This is a genomic window from Paenibacillus sp. JNUCC-31 (assembly GCF_014844075.1).
In the GTDB taxonomy this organism is placed as follows: domain Bacteria; phylum Bacillota; class Bacilli; order Paenibacillales; family Paenibacillaceae; genus Paenibacillus.
This window is the reverse complement of the sequence record NZ_CP062165.1, coordinates 4,318,393-4,334,916: the sequence shown is the minus strand read 5'-3', so window position 1 is coordinate 4,334,916 and position 16,524 is coordinate 4,318,393. Positions and strand designations below refer to the sequence as shown.

Below are 16,524 nucleotides of genomic sequence, written 5' to 3'. Positions count from 1 at the left end.
TTATCATATCATGCAAAAAGGGGTTAGATCAGATACTTAAAAACCATAACTAGTTATAGCTAGAAGCTATAACTAGAATGACTGCTAAGATTACTTTTGATACTGAATGTTTCCAAAAGAAAAAACACAGCCAAGTCGGCCATGTTTTCCAAAAATATTATCGACTGTCCATTTAATTTCCGTGTTCATCTACCTCAACATGATCCTTTATTCCAAATTTATGAATATAACCCATATTAATATCAATGACTTTAAACCATTCTTTCGCCATGCCGATACTCATTTGACGAAAGTATTCCGGCTTATCTCCCCAGATATGGGCTACCATCGGCTGTTCAATGTAACACCTTAATTCTTACCGCCATAGCCCTTATAAGTAGCGTAAACTGCATTTGCATATTGATCTGCCAGAATAGGACGGCCATAAGAATCCGTAGCTCCCGGATACCAGTTATCTCCACCGTTGTAGTGTAATAATCCGTTGTAGATATTTCCAAACTTCGTAATCTTCTCATTTAAAATCAACGCGCCCAGATATACCTGATCTTGTTCACTGCTATGATTATACGCACGGCCAAATTTTGAGCTGAATTGAGATAAATACGCATTGCGTGTGTTTGGTTCTACCTGCATCAATCCGTCGCCGGCCGATGGACTACCTGGTAAACCTGCTCCAAAGCTGCTTTCCTTTTTGATAACAGCACTTAGCAATAAAGCAAAATCTCCGCCTTTCCCATAGGTATTGTCCGCATTCATGACATATGTCCAGATATGGCTTGGAACCTCGGCAGGCTTTGTTACTGTAGGAGATGGTGAACCCGTATAAATCTTGACCGATGACATTTTATCATTGATCGTGTTGCCAACCCAGGAAGAATCTGAAGTAAAGGTCCACTTTGTTCCTCCAAAATTATCATTCTCATATACTTCAACCGTCCAACCGCTTGGAACCTTAAGAGACGACATCCAGTCATTCGGAATTCCGTTTGTGTTCAACTGAGACAGTGTATAATTGCCTATCCCGAGTGTCACTGCTTTTCCTCCATAGTTTATATCTGCATAGAATGTTACTCCGTTCGTTGTCGGTGGTGTGGTTGGTGGCGTAGTTCCGCCACTACCGTCTTTCTGCCATAAAGCAGGAACATTGGACGGTTCCCAACCTACGAGAGAAGTATGTGCCTGAAGACAGGTATAAGTGCTTCCACTATAGGTTACTGTGTCATTTACTGCATATGTGGTATTTGGAGCCCATGCTCCTCTAGCTGCTGCGTTTACTGACGGTAGGGCTACACAGAATGTGGATAGAAATACTGCTAAAACTACCAAAAGTGATAAGGGATTAAAAGGAAACCTTTTATTAGTCATTTTCAAACCTCCTTGTTTTTTATTTATCTGTAGCGCTCCCGTGAGACATGCCACAGATTTTGAATGTACTATTATCTTATTTTATTTCCATTTTCTAAATTAATTCCACAATTTTTTTAATCAGATTATTACAATTCAAACAATACAACGGTAGGAGGATATGAAGATCGGGACCAAAAAGGTAATTAAAGTCGTGCTAAAAACAGAAGAAAGACTATGGACTTGTCAGGAAAGCCTTTTTGAACAATCGCCATAAAATTCTCTGAGAATCCATAAGCTGCAAGTTTTTGGATCGGAACCATCTCCATAACACTTATAATCAAACTCGTTCGATGGAAGCGTATTTCCCCACCTATGTTTTCGAGTAGGAACGTTATGTGTATTAGTGAAGGCGAAGCATCCGGTTTATCGCATATGTATAATAACTTAGAAACTTTAGTGTTAAGTCCTGTCTCTTCTTCGTTTTCTCTTGCAATTGTATCTTCAAGTATCAGCTAATCTCCTCCCAAATAACATTTCAAAAAATTATTATACCCCAATGTAATATTCGTACTTCCCTTCTGTCACTTGATCATTTTATGCAATATAGTCATAATACCATACCAAAAAAGCCGCTTTGTCAGCGACTTATCCCTTTAGGAAGACAGCCCTCATGATATGCCAAGGCTGTCTTCGCCAACTCTAACGAAGTCTGATTCTGATTGATAAGGACTGAGCCGGTGCTGAAACCGTTGTTTTACCTTGGGCAATGCTCTGCCTAGAGGGCGATACCCCTCTTTCTATTATCTATTTTATCGCCTTATGCATTGCCGCGACACCACCACTATAGCTTTTTACATCTACTTTGGAAAATCCCGCTTCCAAAAACATTTGTTTCAGTGCATTTTTATTGGGAAAATGACGGGCTGATTCTTGTAACCATGAGTATTCATCATAACTTTTGGCAATAAACTTTCCAAGCAAGGGCATGATATAGCGAACATAAAAGAGGGATGCTTGTCTATAAGCGATTAATGTGGGTTGGGATGTTTCTAAACAAACGACTTGTCCGCCTGGTTTAGTTACTCGATACATCTCCAGCAGTACGGTGGAATAATCGGGTACATTTCTTAAACCAAAACCAATGGTTACATAATCAAATGAATCATCTTCAAAAGGAAGCTCCATGGCATTTCCCTGGATAAGTGTAAGCTGCTTTAAAGCTTGTTGCTCTTGCTTATCTTGTGCTATTCTGAGCATGTTTTGGCTAAAATCTAATCCAATGACTTCTCCATGCGTTCCAACAGCATTTGCTAAAGCAATCGCCCAATCCCCGGTTCCAGTGCACACATCAAGAGCTTTACTACCTACTTTCACATTCATCCGTTTCATAACATCATGGCGCCATGCGATATGTCTCCTGAACGTGATGACCGAGTTCATCGAGTCGTATTAATCCGATATCTTTTCAAATACCTGATGAACTCTTTCCGACTTTGTTTGTTCAGACATGAAATTCCCTCTCTTCCACAAGTGCAATATGATTCTTTCAACGAACATTATTTATTCTCATCACGCACTGCGCCGCAGTTCATAAAAATATTGCACAATCGGATGCTTTAACTTCATCATATCTCCCATGTTTAAAATCCGCTTTTTGCCAACTCGTCTGTCTATCAAAGCTAGAATATTCAATAAGATATCATCGCTCTCTATGCTTTCTTCTATAGAAGTAGATAAGAACTTATTCGCTGTAGCCACAAAATTGGATTTACTTAATGCAGCCTGTGCTGACAAAAGCTCCTTTGAGAGTACGGATACTTTTCTATTTCTTGCAATTACGTTTAGACGATCCTCTGGAACGGTCCCTTTTGTTTCCTTCCTGACGGCTTCCAATTCATCATCGCTGATCGGAATTTGAATATTGGGATCATTCTTAATTTCCAGCTCCGTCTGATACCATCTGATTGAGCTGGTTTTATCACTCATATTGAGTACGTTCTTTTTATCTACCGAAATATAACAAAGCCCTGCTTTATCAGGTGAATAGCGATAACCAGTTGCGCGATATTCAACTCTTCCAGCTAACGTAGGACTGAGAAAACTCTCCAGCTGTTGCTTCAATTTACTCCAGGACATAGATCCTCCTATTTTCAATAAGCCTACCGCTCGAATGGCGGCAAACATCTTAAATTAAACATCTACATGTACCTCTCTAATTCCAATAACGACATTCACCTAAAGTATAACACAGCACCACGAAATGGCCTCTCCTATTGATATAGAAACAGGAATTGGTAACCCAAGATGCTAATATCAACATAGAGAATAAACAGGGGAATCCCCCCGGTGAAAACTGGGATGCTGAGTATCGTAAGATGCTGGATGCGCTGACTCGGCACCTTGGCAGTGGTGCGCCATTAGCTCCGGTACTTCTCCAAGAGGCAGCAGACTTGGGCCGGTAGACTTCGCAATGGATCGGATTATGATGCGCCTGCTAGATTATGCGAGTTGGCGGTGTTATGGGTGCTTGCTAATCCTCAGCCCCTCGCGATGGCACAACTGGAGTATACGCGTTAATGCCCTAGGCCTTTTTCAATAAAATCGCGGGCTTATTCTTTATCTATTGAATTAGAAATAATGCAAAAAAGCTAAACTGCTTTCTCCCAAAATTATTTGGAAGAATTGCTGTTTAGCTTTAATTATATTTCAAACAGTCACATGGATTTCCAGTCTTCCCTCTCCCATTTCGCACATTCCCTTAACAAAGAGATGTTAACTTCCACGTTACTCCGCCTCATCGTGTTCCTTACTTCCAAATTCATCGAGCAAAGCACGTACTTCATTTGTTGATTTGGCGTTCATCAAGCTGTTTCTAAGTTCACTTGCCCCGCGGAATCCACGGACATATATTTTGAAGAAGCGAGCAAGCGGGCTGAACGAACGTGGCTCCTGTGCTGAATATTGATCATGGAGATCCAGATGAAGCCGCAACAGATCAAGCAATTCGTCACTGCTGTGTTCCTTCGGCTCCTTCTCAAATGCAAACGGATTCTGGAAAATACCGCGTCCAATCATAATACCATCCACACCATATTGCTCTGCGAGTCTAAGGCCTGTCTCACGGTCCGGGATATCCCCGTTAATCGTCAGCAGTGTATTCGGCGCGATCTCATCCCGCAGTTTTTTGATCTCCGGAATCAGTTCCCAGTGAGCGTCTACTTTGCTCATTTCCTCTCTCGTACGCAGGTGAATAGACAGATTCACGATGTCTTGCTGCAAAATATGAGTTAACCAGTCGCGCCATTCATCTACAGCTGTGAAACCGAGCCTTGTTTTCACACTGACAGGCAGCCCCCCGGCTTTGGCTGCTTGAATGATATCGGCTGCGATTCCGGGACGGCAGATCAATCCGCTTCCCTTTCCATTCTCCGCTACATTCGCTACAGGGCACCCCATATTGATATCGATGCCTTTAAAGCCTTCTTTTGCCATCCCGATACTCATCTCACGAAAGAATTCCGGTTTATCTCCCCAAATGTGAGCCACAATCGGCTGTTCATCCGCTGTAAATGTCAAACGCCCACGTACACTCTTGTGCCCCTCCGGGTGACAATAACTCTCTGTGTTCGCAAACTCCGTAAAAAATACATCCGGTCTGCCCGCTTCACTTACGACATGCCGAAACACAACATCCGTCACATCTTCCATCGGTGCCAGTATAAAAAATGGTCGTGATAGTTCACGCCAAAAGTTTTCCTTTGTCATCTCTAAAACTCCTCTATACTTACCAGGACCATCTTGTCCTTATTAATAGTAAAAAATCGTACCTCTTACATCTGCATGCCTATCATCTACTTTAGCATCAACACTACCATTTTTCGTTACAATTTACATTATGGTGTCCTTGCTTCTTCACTTATACCATGCAAATGAACTTCCCTCAAACATCAGTATCTGTTAGTACTTCCATTAGCTCTTCAGATTATTGAAAGTTCGTCGAATCTGGAATTGCCCTTTCCCGATTTTATCACGTCTTTATTTGATTTTCAGCACGATTACTCTTGCCGAACTGGAAAAGCTCCTCTACAATGAAGCTCGGCAGGCTTTTAACCTGCAAATCATATTTTGGAGGAGGCCTGAATTGTATATGGATATTTCACTGGATATGATCAAAGACAAAGTCGAATGCTTGCAGGCGTATGACTTCCATGAACTGGCGCGATCGATCGAAGAACGAATAGAGATTAATAAGGCATTAATGCTGCGTGTGAAGCAAGTTCAACATCAAGTAACGTTTGATCCTATTCGCACCAAAATGTTATATAGTGCAGTCGTGCATTTTAACATAGATTAATGGACCAAGATTTTGAATAGTGAACACCAGATTACTGACTTAATTGCAGTTACGCTTGGTCATTTTAGCAGTCACTATTGAGGATTAAGGGGAGAATACCATGCAAGATTTAATATTTATGAGGAATTTTAAAACGAATGAAGCACTTCGCAAGAGTTTTTTTGAGCTTGCTGCCAACACGTTTGAGATCAATTTTGAAGATTGGTATCAACAAGAGTACTGGGGCGAGGGTTACATCCCTTATTCATATGTCCATGGGGACCAGGTTATTGCCAACGTTTCCGTTAACATCCTTGAGCTCATCATTCACGGAGAGAAGAAAAAAGCGATTCAAATCGGCACGGTGATGACACATCCTGATTATCGGGGGAAAGGACTCTCAACACGTTTAATGAATAAAGTCTTAGAGGAATATGAGAACAAATACGATTGCATGTACCTTTTTGCCAATGAAACGGTGCTTGATTTTTACCCCAAGTTTGGGTTTAAGCCTGTGGAAGAACATCTTTTTTCAATGAATTATACGGCAAAAAAATCACCGGAGGCTGCGAACATTCAGAAACTCGATGTTACTAACGCGGAGGATTTACGCCTTATCCATAGATTTTCACACGAAAGAATACCTGTTTCGCAGCATTTTGCAACCGATCATGCCCAGGGCATATTCATGTTTTACTGCCTGAATGTTTTTAGTGATGATATTTATTACTTGGAAAATGAAAACGTCATCGTTATTTATAAAAAAGAGAAACATCACATCGACCTCTTCGATGTGATTAGCTTAAACAAAATCCATATGATCGATATTTTACATCAGATTGCAGATGAGGATACGGAGAAAATAACCTTCCATTTCACACCAGATGTAACAGATCAGATCGTTCTAAAAAGTACAATCAACAATGAAGGCCTATTTGTAAAAAAACCTGGTGACAGCATCTACCCTGTGCATGTTAAATACCCGATTACTTCGATCGCTTAATGATCCATTTAATAACGCCTCCCCCCAGCCATACTTAAAAACTGAACACGCACAGCCTGCTCTAACTGCAAATATACACGCTGCGCCTCGCTTCGGTTCCCGAGTTCCAAATGAACTCGTATTAACGCGCGGCCGTCAATCTCGGAATCGGACATCAGTGTCAGTACACGCTGCAAGCGAGAGTTTGTCTTGGCTTCGATAATACCTATGCCATCTGCGAAGTGCTCGCACTAACAGAAATTCCAAATCAAGCGGGTGAGAATCCGGGCATTTAATGTCATGTTCCAAACCGTGTGCCCACCCGCCGTCTGCATTTTTATAACAGAGCAGGCACTGATAAAGGCATTCATGCGATCCGCTGTCAACAAGATAGTGAAATAACGCTTGCTCCCAGAGCACACCGTTAGCGTACACAAAGTCCTTGGCTTTATCTATGGATACTGGCACAGTGCGACCTACTCTTAAAAAAGTAAACGATTGCTTATCCATCCTGATCTGACTGATCTATCTCTACACTACACCTTGGGCTTCAAATGTTTAATTACAGATACGCTCAAAATGGTCATCCCTACACCAAAGCCTGATATGGATAATGGACCAAGTAGAAATCGCATGACTTCGCTCTGCACAACAAAGCTTGCGAGCATAACAACCATACAGATTACCGTGAAAATTCCCACAGTTAACGTGCCTATAACATCATTCAATGAATGATTTTGCTCACGAGCAATCGTAATTTTATTATCCTTCAGAATAGGCAGCTCCAATAATCTAGGGATGTAGTCCGTAATCTGCTCCTTGACCTTGCTTATGCGCTCCTTAACCATCTGCCCTTTATCCATATGGCTGGCGTAGGACTGACTTACTGCGGATAAAGAGTAGGTATCATCTACAGATGACAACGTACCATCCAGCGTAATGATAGCTCTGAATGCACCAGCAATGGTCGGTTTTAAGGACATACCCATATCCGTGATTAGGGTCATCATACGTTTCATCATGACACTTGTCGGGTCTGGTGAGAAAGATGCTTCTGCTAACAAACGGTTAAGGCGTTGCTCAATCAGCTTTTTATCCAGTAAATCTCCTTCCTCACAGACTCGCGTTAAGCCATGCGCCATCTCTTTCGTATCTTTAGTGCTGTAACCCATCAGGAAGCTTAACATGCCGCCTCGTTCCTCATCCGTTAGATATCCCACTGAACCAAAGTCGATCAATGCTACTTCTCCATCAGCAGTCAGCATGAGGTTTCCAGGATGGGGGTCCGCATGAAAGATACCAATCATCAGAATTTGATCCAAAAATGCGTGCATCACTCTCACCGAAACGTCGTTTGTCACTGCTTTTGTGAAGCTGGTTCCTTCGATATATTCCATGGTGAGCACCTGTTTCGTCGAGAACTCGGCGTAGATTTTAGGAACACGGATCTGAATATCATGTTCCTCGAAGGCTTTTCGCAACAGATTCGTATTTAAGGCCTCGATATCAAAATCGGTTTCTTCAAGCAAATTCTGTTTGAATCCTTCGGCCAACTGGATTAACCCAAGTCTCTTGATTTTGATAGAGCGTTCGGACTGCCATGTGACAAACTGGATCAAAATATCCAAATCCACTGTCATCTTCTGCTTCACATCAGGTCTTAAAATTTTAACGACAACCTTCTCGCCCGTTAACTTTAGCCTTGCCAGATGAACCTGTCCGATCGAAGCCGCAGCAATCGGCTCCATCCCAAAGGATTCATAGGTTTCATCCATATTTCCAATTCTAGTGTCAATGATTGTTTTCAGCTCATCTTGGCTCAGAGGTTTGACCTGGTCATGCAGACTGGAGAAAGCTTGAATATAGTTCGCAGGCAGCATGTCCTTTTTGGTCGATAACACTTGAGCAAATTTAACAAACACGCCGCCCATGTTATCCAGAACCTCAGCAATCGCAAAGGGCAGTTTGGCATGATCCTGCTGAATCAAATGAGCCAAACCTTTACGTGAAATAATCCAGAACAAACGCATCATCCGTCTGAAAGCACGAAACTTATTCCAGATATAGAGGAAGAGATTGGTGGCTTGCAGCATTTTACACCTGTTTATGTAATGGTATCGTTTGATTTTCCCTTCCTCAATATAACATACTCACCCTCGCGTTCAATAAACATAAATAAACCTCCCCAGGTAAAGCAGCGGTTCGCTTGATGATGTCAAATGCCTACCCCCAGCCATACTTAAAAAAGATCAAAAAGGAGCAGGATTTCCCTGCTCCTTCGCTATGTGAAACTTCTTTCTCTCATCAAACGTAAATTCACAAGGTATAATGAAGTCAGATAACCGTTCAGCATGATCTTATGACCATCATAATGAAGGAGGAGCATCCGTGGCATTTATTCCGTTAAACTGTCCCAATTGCAACGGAAGAATTGAATACAAGGAGGATGAAGTTTTAAAGTGTCCCTATTGTGAAACAGAGCTTTTATTGAAACAAAATCATGTCTACTATGTGGATCAGACCATTAACCATTACCACGGGACAGTTCCTGAGGCCACGCCGAAGCCGTCCGTCTCCATCTCCGTCCCCCTAAGGCTGGTATTGGTCCTGCTGCTCGTCATATCAGGCGCCATCGGTACTTATTTTTATTACAGCGTCAGCTCCACTCATCCCCAAGCAGAAGCCAATCTGCCTGTGAGGAAGATGCCTGAAAGCGAGGTTCTGCTCTCCTTTTTGCGGGATATCTTCGATAAAGGCTCTGCCCTGCCTACCGAGGAGGAATTGGCTCGTCTTCGCTATTTAACCGTAGAGCATTCGGAGAATGATCAGTGGACGTTTACATATAGCCTCTCCGATCCCTTCAGCGATGAACAGGCCGAGAAGATCACTTATGTTACTCAGGACAAGAAACTGAATACTCAGGAGATCGATCAGCGAGATTTTGAAGCCTTTACGGGACTGACGGCATTGGACCTGACGAATACCTATGAAATCTCCCAGTCGAACCAAACCACGTTTGCTCATATGTCCGGATTAAAAAGCTATGGTGGTGCTTTTAACGAATCCTTCAGCACGTTTTCCGGCTACTTTGGCGACAAGTCCAAAGTTACGGAGCTTTCCACCCAGCTTCGCAGCAATCAGGAATTGGCCTTACTGCTGGAATTCCCTAATCTAAACTCGTTATCCATTACCTATGTGGATGAATCGGTAACGGATTTTTCTTTGTTGAACAAACTGCCGCTCAAGTCCCTGTCACTCACGTATATCAATGAACTGGGATGGTTGTCGTCTCTGACCGGGCTGACCTCCCTGTCCATCAATTACAGTGAAGCCACAGACCTGCAGCCGCTGTACGCCTTAACTCAGCTTCAGGAGCTTCAGTTGTCCTTTTTAACGAATGTAAAGTCCATCGACTTTGTGCAAAACATGCCTGCTCTACAAACACTGGATATTGAAAATTTAAATTTCTCCAGTCTGGAGCGTCTGACCGACAAGACTTCCATCACGAAACTGCGCCTGGCTTCTTTAAGTAAGCTCAGCTCGGTCAAACCCATCAACAGCCTCTCCTCTTTGCGGGAATTAACGCTGTCCGGTTATTACGAGAAGGAGGAAGCTCTGACACTGCCTAAAGTAGAACGAGTGGAAATTCCAAGCTCCTTTCTCCCCGGGCTGAAGGCACCTGCCGTTACCAGCCTGACGCTTCGTGGCGGAAGCGGGGAATTGAACTTGGCGGCGCTGGGGAAATTTCCGAAACTTAAGCAACTCTCCCTCTCGGAGGTCAGTGAAGTAACCCGTCTTGGCGCCCTGGACGGCTTGTCCAGCCTAGAGGCCCTAAGCATTTACGACTCGTCACTATATAAGGAGAGCGATGCTTTATTTCGTTTGAAGCAGGTCAAATCTCTGATGTGCTCCGAGTGCAGGCTGAACTTTGAACAACAGGCGGCCGTGGAGAATAACGTGCTTGAACATTTGACCTTAGAGCAGCCATATTTCAGCATAAGCAACACCTCTGTTGCTGAAGTTGACCAAATGATGCCTTACTTTGCCAACATGTCCGCTCTACGTTCCTTTACTCTGCAAGATAACAATTTGGCTTCTCTCGAATTTATGAGCAACTGGCAGGCCATAGAAGAGCTTCATCTCGAGAACAATGCCATTTCCAATATAGAGACCCTAAGCCAGCTGCCTAATCTGCAAAAGGTATATCTATCCGGTAATTCCGTACAAAACAAATCCGTGGTTGGTGCGAGTGTGCACGTATATTAATTACCGCCTGGGATGATGGAGAGTTTTAGACTACTATAGTTAAGGAAGTAAAGAGGAGCAAATGCTCCTCTTTACTATTTTCGCGAGGATATCTGTATGATCTGTTTGTAGGCACACCAGAAAAGGCTCTTGCAAAATGATTAGGGAAGCGACCCTAGTATCAGGGATTCTGTTACCGTAAGTCCCTCATTCTCTTTCTCCTCGTCCCTTTACTCTTTATTCGAATCAGAGCGCTGCGGATTGACCGCGCCAAAGATATGATACGGTGTTATCCCCTTTGCAAATAGGCTATCGATCAGCTTGACCAATTCTTCTGACGATAGATCTTTGTCGTTGCGTATCCAAAGACGAAACATAGATATTAATGTTGAAATGTAAAACTCAATGATATATGGTGCCAAGACATCATCTGTTGGAAAATCCACAATCAATCGCTCAAAGGGAATTTCTTTTTTCAAGCGTTCCACAAAATGAACAGAACCATAGTCTCCCAAGAGAGCTTTCAGAACTGAAATGTCCTCTGCATTTTCCAAGCATTGAAGTGCATCCTGGAACGTATGTGTTGAAAACTCTCTGCCTGCCATTTCCTCGTTAATGGATTTCAAAACACGCTCTTCAACGCAGTCCAACAACTCATAGATATCTGTAAAGTATTGATAAAATGTACTCCGATTATATCCTGATTGGTTAGCGATCTCTTGAATGGATATCTTTTCGATTGGTTTTTGAGTATATAAATCACAGAATACATTGATGAATGTCTGCCTTGTTTTGTCCGTAATTTCAGGTTGCTTTTTCATTATTTGCCTCCGTTTGCTGTTCGATCAATTATACGACAGATATTAAAAATCTGATGGTTGATGACCGGATAGTGAATCTATACAATACATTATACAACACGTTGTTTGATTATCAACAAGGATGAATATGGATATATAGGAGGCTAAGATGAGAATTTTATTTTTCGGTAGAGGTGTAATATCTACCCAATACGCGTGGGCTTTCGAAAAGGCAGGGCATACCGTTGAGTTTTACGTTAGAAAAGGGAGAAAAAAAACCCTCGGAAGTCATATAGCGCTTGAAATGTGGGACGCACGAAGAGGGAAACAGTTAATCCAAGAAAGCTGGAAAGTCAAGCTGCATGAGGAGATAAGCCCAAATTACGATCTCATTATTGCGAGTGTCAACACGGAGCAACTTCCCAAAGCAGCACAATTACTATCGACTACCGCGGGTAACACCCCGATCCTAATATTCAATAATATTTGGCAAGATTTAAAATCATCGATCTTGCCCTTGTCTATGAACAATGTTGTCTTTGGGTTCCCAGGAGCAGGAGGCGGCATTGAGGACAATAAGCTTAGGGGCGGCTTTTTAAAAACGATATTTCTGGAAAAACCACGGGTAGGCACGGAACAGATAAACAACAAGGTCAAAGAACTATTTGAAAGCGCCCATTTTAAAATCAATTGGATCAAGGATATGCAAAGCTGGCTATGGAATCACTTTGCCATGAATGCGGCGATGGAGACCGAGGTGTTAAAACGGGGAAGTTTCCCAGCAGTCTTGAATCATAGTGATTCATTCGCAAATGTCGGTAAGAGTATGCGGGAAATGACCCCTGTACTTAAAGCAAGAGGCGCAAAGATGGACGCGATTACTCTACTGTTGACCAAGATTCCACCGGCACTTCTCGGCACGCTTTTTAACAAGGTTATTTTTGCAAAGGGTAGCTTACCACGACTTTTCATTGAATACAACAATAGTAAAGCCGGTTTTGCGGTACTTGAAGTTGTGAGAGAAGCAAAAAAGTTAGGTATACCTTTGCCACGTCTTACTGTGGAATTAGAAAACACTGAACAATACAAAGCTATTGAAAACGGATAAACTGGAAAACTTGATATTGTTCAGACCAACATCAACTCTACTAATGATTATATAAAACTAGTATCCGACGAACGGAAGCCTCATCAAATGCCCTTCGCTGAATGAATTACTTTGGTTATAACAAATATAGCCCGAGCTTTAGAAGCTTCGGGCAAAGTAGCTATTTATTAAAACAGGTAAATGTAGCTTCAAAACACTACACCCTAACCAACATCGCCACCGACTCCACATGCACCGTATGCGGGAACATGTCCACCGGCGTCACCTCAACCGTGCGATATCCGCCATCCTCAAGCACACGAAGATCACGTGCCAACGTGCTCGGATTACAACTCACGTACACCACTCGCTCCGGCTTCATCTCCAGGATCGTATCCAGCAAGCGCGGATCGCAACCCTTACGCGGCGGATCGACAACGATGACGTCTGCTTCGATGCCTTGTTCTTTCCAGCGTGGAATGACATCCTCGGAGGCACCGACTTCAAACTTGACGTTCTTCATGTCGTTCAACATCGCATTGCTGCGCGCATCTTCAATCGCTTCGGGCACGATCTCCACACCATACACCTGATCCGCATGTTGCGCGAGGAAAAGAGAGATCGTACCGATGCCGCAATAGGCATCGATGACTGTCTCTTTGCCGCTCAGTCCTGCGTACTCTACCGTCTTCCCATACAGCACTTCCGTCTGTACCGGATTCACCTGATAGAACGAACGCGCCGAAATGGCAAACTGCACATCACCGATATAATCATAAATTACATCACGGCCCCACAGGACGCGGGTTTCATCGCCAAAGATGACGTTGGTCTGTTTCTTGTTCACGTTCTGGCAGATGCTCGCCACATGCGGAATCGCTTCACGGATACTGCCAATCCATTCGTCTTTGTACGGAATGTCTCGGCCATTGGTGACTAGAACAAGCATCATCTCGCCTGTACGGAACGCCTTCTTCACGACCACGTGACGCAGCAAACCGCGACCTGTCTCTTCGTTATATGCGCTGATTCCAAAATGACTGCCGATCTCCTTAACCTTCGCAACCACTTCGTCATTGTGCTCATGCTGAATAAGACAACTCTCCATATCGATGATCCGATGGCTTCCTTTAGCATAAAACCCACCTACCAATCCGCCTTCGGTTACGCCGATCGGCACCTGTGCCTTGTTGCGATAGCGCCATGGCTCGTCCATGCCCATCGTAGGCAGTACGCGAATGCCTTGTTCCTCTGCACCTTCTGCATCCTCCACCATCACGTTCAACTTGCCAATCCGCTGCAAATTATCTACCACCAACTGGCGTTTCCACGCAAGCTGTCCGGCATAGCTCATATGCTGGATCTGGCAGCCGCCGCACTGATCATAGATCGGGCAAGGCGCGGACACCCGATCCGGGCTTGCCTTCACGATCTCCAGCAGTTTGGCGTAGCCATACTGCTTCTTGGTCTTCATCACACGCACACGCACGGTTTCACCTGGAAGCGCACCCTGTACAAAGAGCGTGTATCCATTCGCACGACCTACACCCTCACCGTCATGGTTCATGCCAATGATGTCGATGACGGTCTCTTCATTTTTACTAACGGGCAGTCCTTCGATTGGTGCAGATTCACGCGTTCTCCCCTTTGGACGAACGGCAGAAAGAGATGCGCCTTGTGGCCGCACCTCTTTTCCTTGCTGACGTGGTGATGGACGAGATGATTGACTTGGCTGACGGGACGCTGAAGCATTCCCTAGCCCCTGAGAGGCAGCCGAATTCCGGCGGTTTTTTCCACGACCGCTGCGGTTCGTATTAGACAACGTACATTCACTTCTTTCTTCTTATATAGTACCCTGCCTGTTCAGGCAGTGGTTTCAGTCATGTGGGACACTTTCTAGGTACACGTACACGAGAGATAATTCACTGAATCTAGTGAACCTGAGACACTTTATTTACGTCAAAAATAACGTTCCAAAATCCTAACGAACTTCAGAGACGTTATTTCAGTCTACAATCGTGTTTCCATATCTTTTTAGGTCATTTCAGCCTAAATAGCGACGCTAAGATTCGTTAGAATTCTAATTCCACTCATTTCGCCAAAATAAGACCTCCTGAGTTCATTAGCACGAACGAACCCCATGAGATTATACGTGATCTCGGCAACCGCCGCAACTGGAAAAGCTCTACGATAAACCGCTTCATTGCTTGACTCATCCATGCAGTATGCAGAGTGCAACGACAACCCTTTTTCCATTCCCCGGTCCGACGTCCCGCTTGCCGGATCTGTTTGACTTCCATGTCTTGGGAAGCTTCAGGTTACAGCGTCCATTCGGATCAACGATACAACATTAGGTGATGACGCAGGTTCTTGAATGTCGCAGGCAGTGTGCCGCCCAGCTCGCCATCCAGATTCAACTGAACATAGCCCGGTGACGTCACTTCCATATAGTCCGTTTGGAAATGAACGACCTTCTTGTCATTCAGATGTTCCCCACGCAGCGCAAGGGTTACGAGGCGAATCATGTCAGCCAGATTACATTTGCGCACACCGATCACATCGAACAGACCATCATCAATGGTTGCACCCGGAGCCAGCTTCTCGAAGCCCCCGACGGAGTTGGTATTGGCAATGAGGAACAACATGAATTCATCATGAATTTCTTCCTGACCCGCAGCACGGATAACCAACTCCTGCGGAGACAGGCTTGCCATTTTCTCAATACCCTTCATATAGTAGGCAAGTTGCCCAATCATCGTTTTCAGACGGCTTGGCACCTCATAGGTCAGCTCGGTTAACGAGCCTCCGCCTGCGATATTGATAAAATATTTATTGTTTGCCTTTCCCAGGTCAAGTGGGCGAAGCTGCTGGTTAACGACCAGATCTACGTAATCTTCCCACTGTCTCGGAATACCCAGCGCGCGCGCAAAATCATTCGTCGTTCCCAATGGGAAAACACCAAGCGGAGGACGATTCTCCCGCTCGGCCATGCCGTTAATGACTTCGTACAACGTACCGTCGCCGCCTGCGGCAATAATCATGTCATAACCACGCTCGATTGCGAGCTCCGCTTCCCGGGTTGCATCTCCTTCACCCGTTGTTGCATGTACTGAAGCTTCAATTCCACCTTGATCCAAACGCTGCAAAACATCAGCCAGACGTTTCTTCATTTCTTCCCGGCCAGAGGTCGGATTATATATTAAACGAGCTTTTTTCATCTCATACGCCACCTATTCCACATTATCCATGAGTCTGAACAATCTCATTATCTTTCCACTTGCGAACGTCCACAGCCGGCACCATTTTACATGATGACCCACATCCGTTAATCCTGCCCGAATCTTCATCCATACCTATATCTATGCATAAGGAATTCCATCTCATTCCAAAGCCTTTATGTACTATCATATCATCAAATGTAAAGATGTCCTAGCCTGCGATTGATAAGTAATTACTTTCATATTGAGATCGCTGAATTTTACATTACGATGACAATAACACTAAATTCAAGAGAGCCACCTCTCTCCAGCAGCATTGGCATTCATGCTTTCCCATATTTCCGAACCTGTCTATCCTTTACAAAATAAACCTCTAGCACTCCTCTTGAATCTAATCCTATGGATTTCCCGTCATTTATAACCATTCATCACCATTCTGCCCGCTTGGGCCGGAAATAGTCTTATCCCCTCTTAAATCAACATCCTCAACGCATTCCAATATCATACCTATG

12 protein-coding genes and 2 pseudogenes are annotated in these 16,524 nt (G+C 43.9%); 4 read left to right on the top strand and 10 right to left on the bottom strand.

The window, feature by feature from the left end; translation table 11 throughout:
• Positions 1-229: 229 nt before the first annotated feature.
• From JNUCC31_RS33425 to JNUCC31_RS18875, 5 genes and pseudogenes are all read right to left on the bottom strand, one after another.
• Positions 230-337, bottom strand: a pseudogene (locus JNUCC31_RS33425) (tRNA-dihydrouridine synthase); the annotation flags it as partial.
• 11 nt (positions 338-348) lie between these two features.
• Positions 349-1,365: a carbohydrate-binding protein gene (locus JNUCC31_RS18890; protein ID WP_192263304.1), complete on the bottom strand. Its 1,017-nt coding sequence runs from the start codon at positions 1,363-1,365 to the stop codon at positions 349-351.
• Between the two features lie 786 nt (positions 1,366-2,151).
• Positions 2,152-2,856, bottom strand: a pseudogene (locus JNUCC31_RS18885) (demethylmenaquinone methyltransferase).
• 60 nt (positions 2,857-2,916) lie between these two features.
• Positions 2,917-3,483: an SF0329 family protein gene (locus JNUCC31_RS18880; RefSeq protein WP_192263297.1), complete on the bottom strand. Its 567-nt coding sequence runs from the start codon at positions 3,481-3,483 to the stop codon at positions 2,917-2,919.
• Positions 3,484-4,131: 648 nt separating this feature from the next.
• Positions 4,132-5,112 carry a tRNA dihydrouridine synthase gene (locus tag JNUCC31_RS18875; protein WP_192263295.1) on the bottom strand — a complete coding sequence of 327 codons (981 nt, stop codon included), beginning with the start codon at positions 5,110-5,112 and terminating at the stop codon, positions 4,132-4,134.
• 382 nt (positions 5,113-5,494) lie between these two features.
• On the opposite strand from JNUCC31_RS18875, the gene JNUCC31_RS18870 reads away from it, so the two are divergent.
• Together JNUCC31_RS18870 and JNUCC31_RS18865 are read left to right on the top strand one after the other, a co-directional pair.
• Complete coding sequence (locus tag JNUCC31_RS18870; RefSeq protein ID WP_192263293.1) at positions 5,495-5,701, top strand: DUF2536 family protein; 207 nt, start codon at positions 5,495-5,497, stop codon at positions 5,699-5,701.
• A gap of 100 nt (positions 5,702-5,801) precedes the next feature.
• Positions 5,802-6,683 carry a GNAT family N-acetyltransferase gene (locus JNUCC31_RS18865; protein ID WP_192263291.1) on the top strand — a complete coding sequence of 294 codons (882 nt, stop codon included), beginning with the start codon at positions 5,802-5,804 and terminating at the stop codon, positions 6,681-6,683.
• Positions 6,684-6,691: 8 nt separating this feature from the next.
• Here the strand turns inward: JNUCC31_RS18865 and JNUCC31_RS33420 are convergent, their stop codons facing one another.
• Positions 6,692-6,859, bottom strand: a complete 168-nt coding sequence (locus JNUCC31_RS33420; RefSeq protein ID WP_228469095.1) for a hypothetical protein — start codon at positions 6,857-6,859, stop codon at positions 6,692-6,694.
• Between the two features lie 339 nt (positions 6,860-7,198).
• Entirely contained in the window at positions 7,199-8,755 is a 1,557-nt protein-coding gene (locus JNUCC31_RS18860; RefSeq protein WP_192263289.1) for an ABC1 kinase family protein, read from the bottom strand.
• A gap of 295 nt (positions 8,756-9,050) precedes the next feature.
• Between JNUCC31_RS18860 and JNUCC31_RS18855 the strand changes: the two genes are divergently transcribed.
• A complete protein-coding gene (locus JNUCC31_RS18855; protein ID WP_192263288.1) occupies positions 9,051-10,928 on the top strand; it encodes a leucine-rich repeat domain-containing protein in 1,878 nt (625 codons plus the stop codon).
• Between the two features lie 209 nt (positions 10,929-11,137).
• Here JNUCC31_RS18855 and JNUCC31_RS18850 read toward each other — a convergent pair whose 3' ends face one another.
• On the bottom strand, positions 11,138-11,728 hold the full coding sequence (locus tag JNUCC31_RS18850; RefSeq protein WP_192263286.1) for a TetR/AcrR family transcriptional regulator: 591 nt from the start codon (positions 11,726-11,728) through the stop codon (positions 11,138-11,140).
• A gap of 148 nt (positions 11,729-11,876) precedes the next feature.
• Between JNUCC31_RS18850 and JNUCC31_RS18845 the strand changes: the two genes are divergently transcribed.
• On the top strand, positions 11,877-12,815 hold the full coding sequence (locus tag JNUCC31_RS18845; RefSeq protein WP_192263284.1) for a ketopantoate reductase family protein: 939 nt from the start codon (positions 11,877-11,879) through the stop codon (positions 12,813-12,815).
• Positions 12,816-13,011: 196 nt separating this feature from the next.
• Here the strand turns inward: JNUCC31_RS18845 and rlmD are convergent, their stop codons facing one another.
• Both rlmD and JNUCC31_RS18835 read right to left on the bottom strand, forming a co-directional pair.
• Positions 13,012-14,616, bottom strand: a complete 1,605-nt coding sequence (gene rlmD, locus JNUCC31_RS18840; RefSeq protein ID WP_192263282.1) for a 23S rRNA (uracil(1939)-C(5))-methyltransferase RlmD — start codon at positions 14,614-14,616, stop codon at positions 13,012-13,014.
• Between the two features lie 514 nt (positions 14,617-15,130).
• Positions 15,131-16,012 carry a diacylglycerol kinase gene (locus tag JNUCC31_RS18835; protein WP_192263280.1) on the bottom strand — a complete coding sequence of 294 codons (882 nt, stop codon included), beginning with the start codon at positions 16,010-16,012 and terminating at the stop codon, positions 15,131-15,133.
• Between the last annotated feature and the right edge of the window lie 512 nt (positions 16,013-16,524).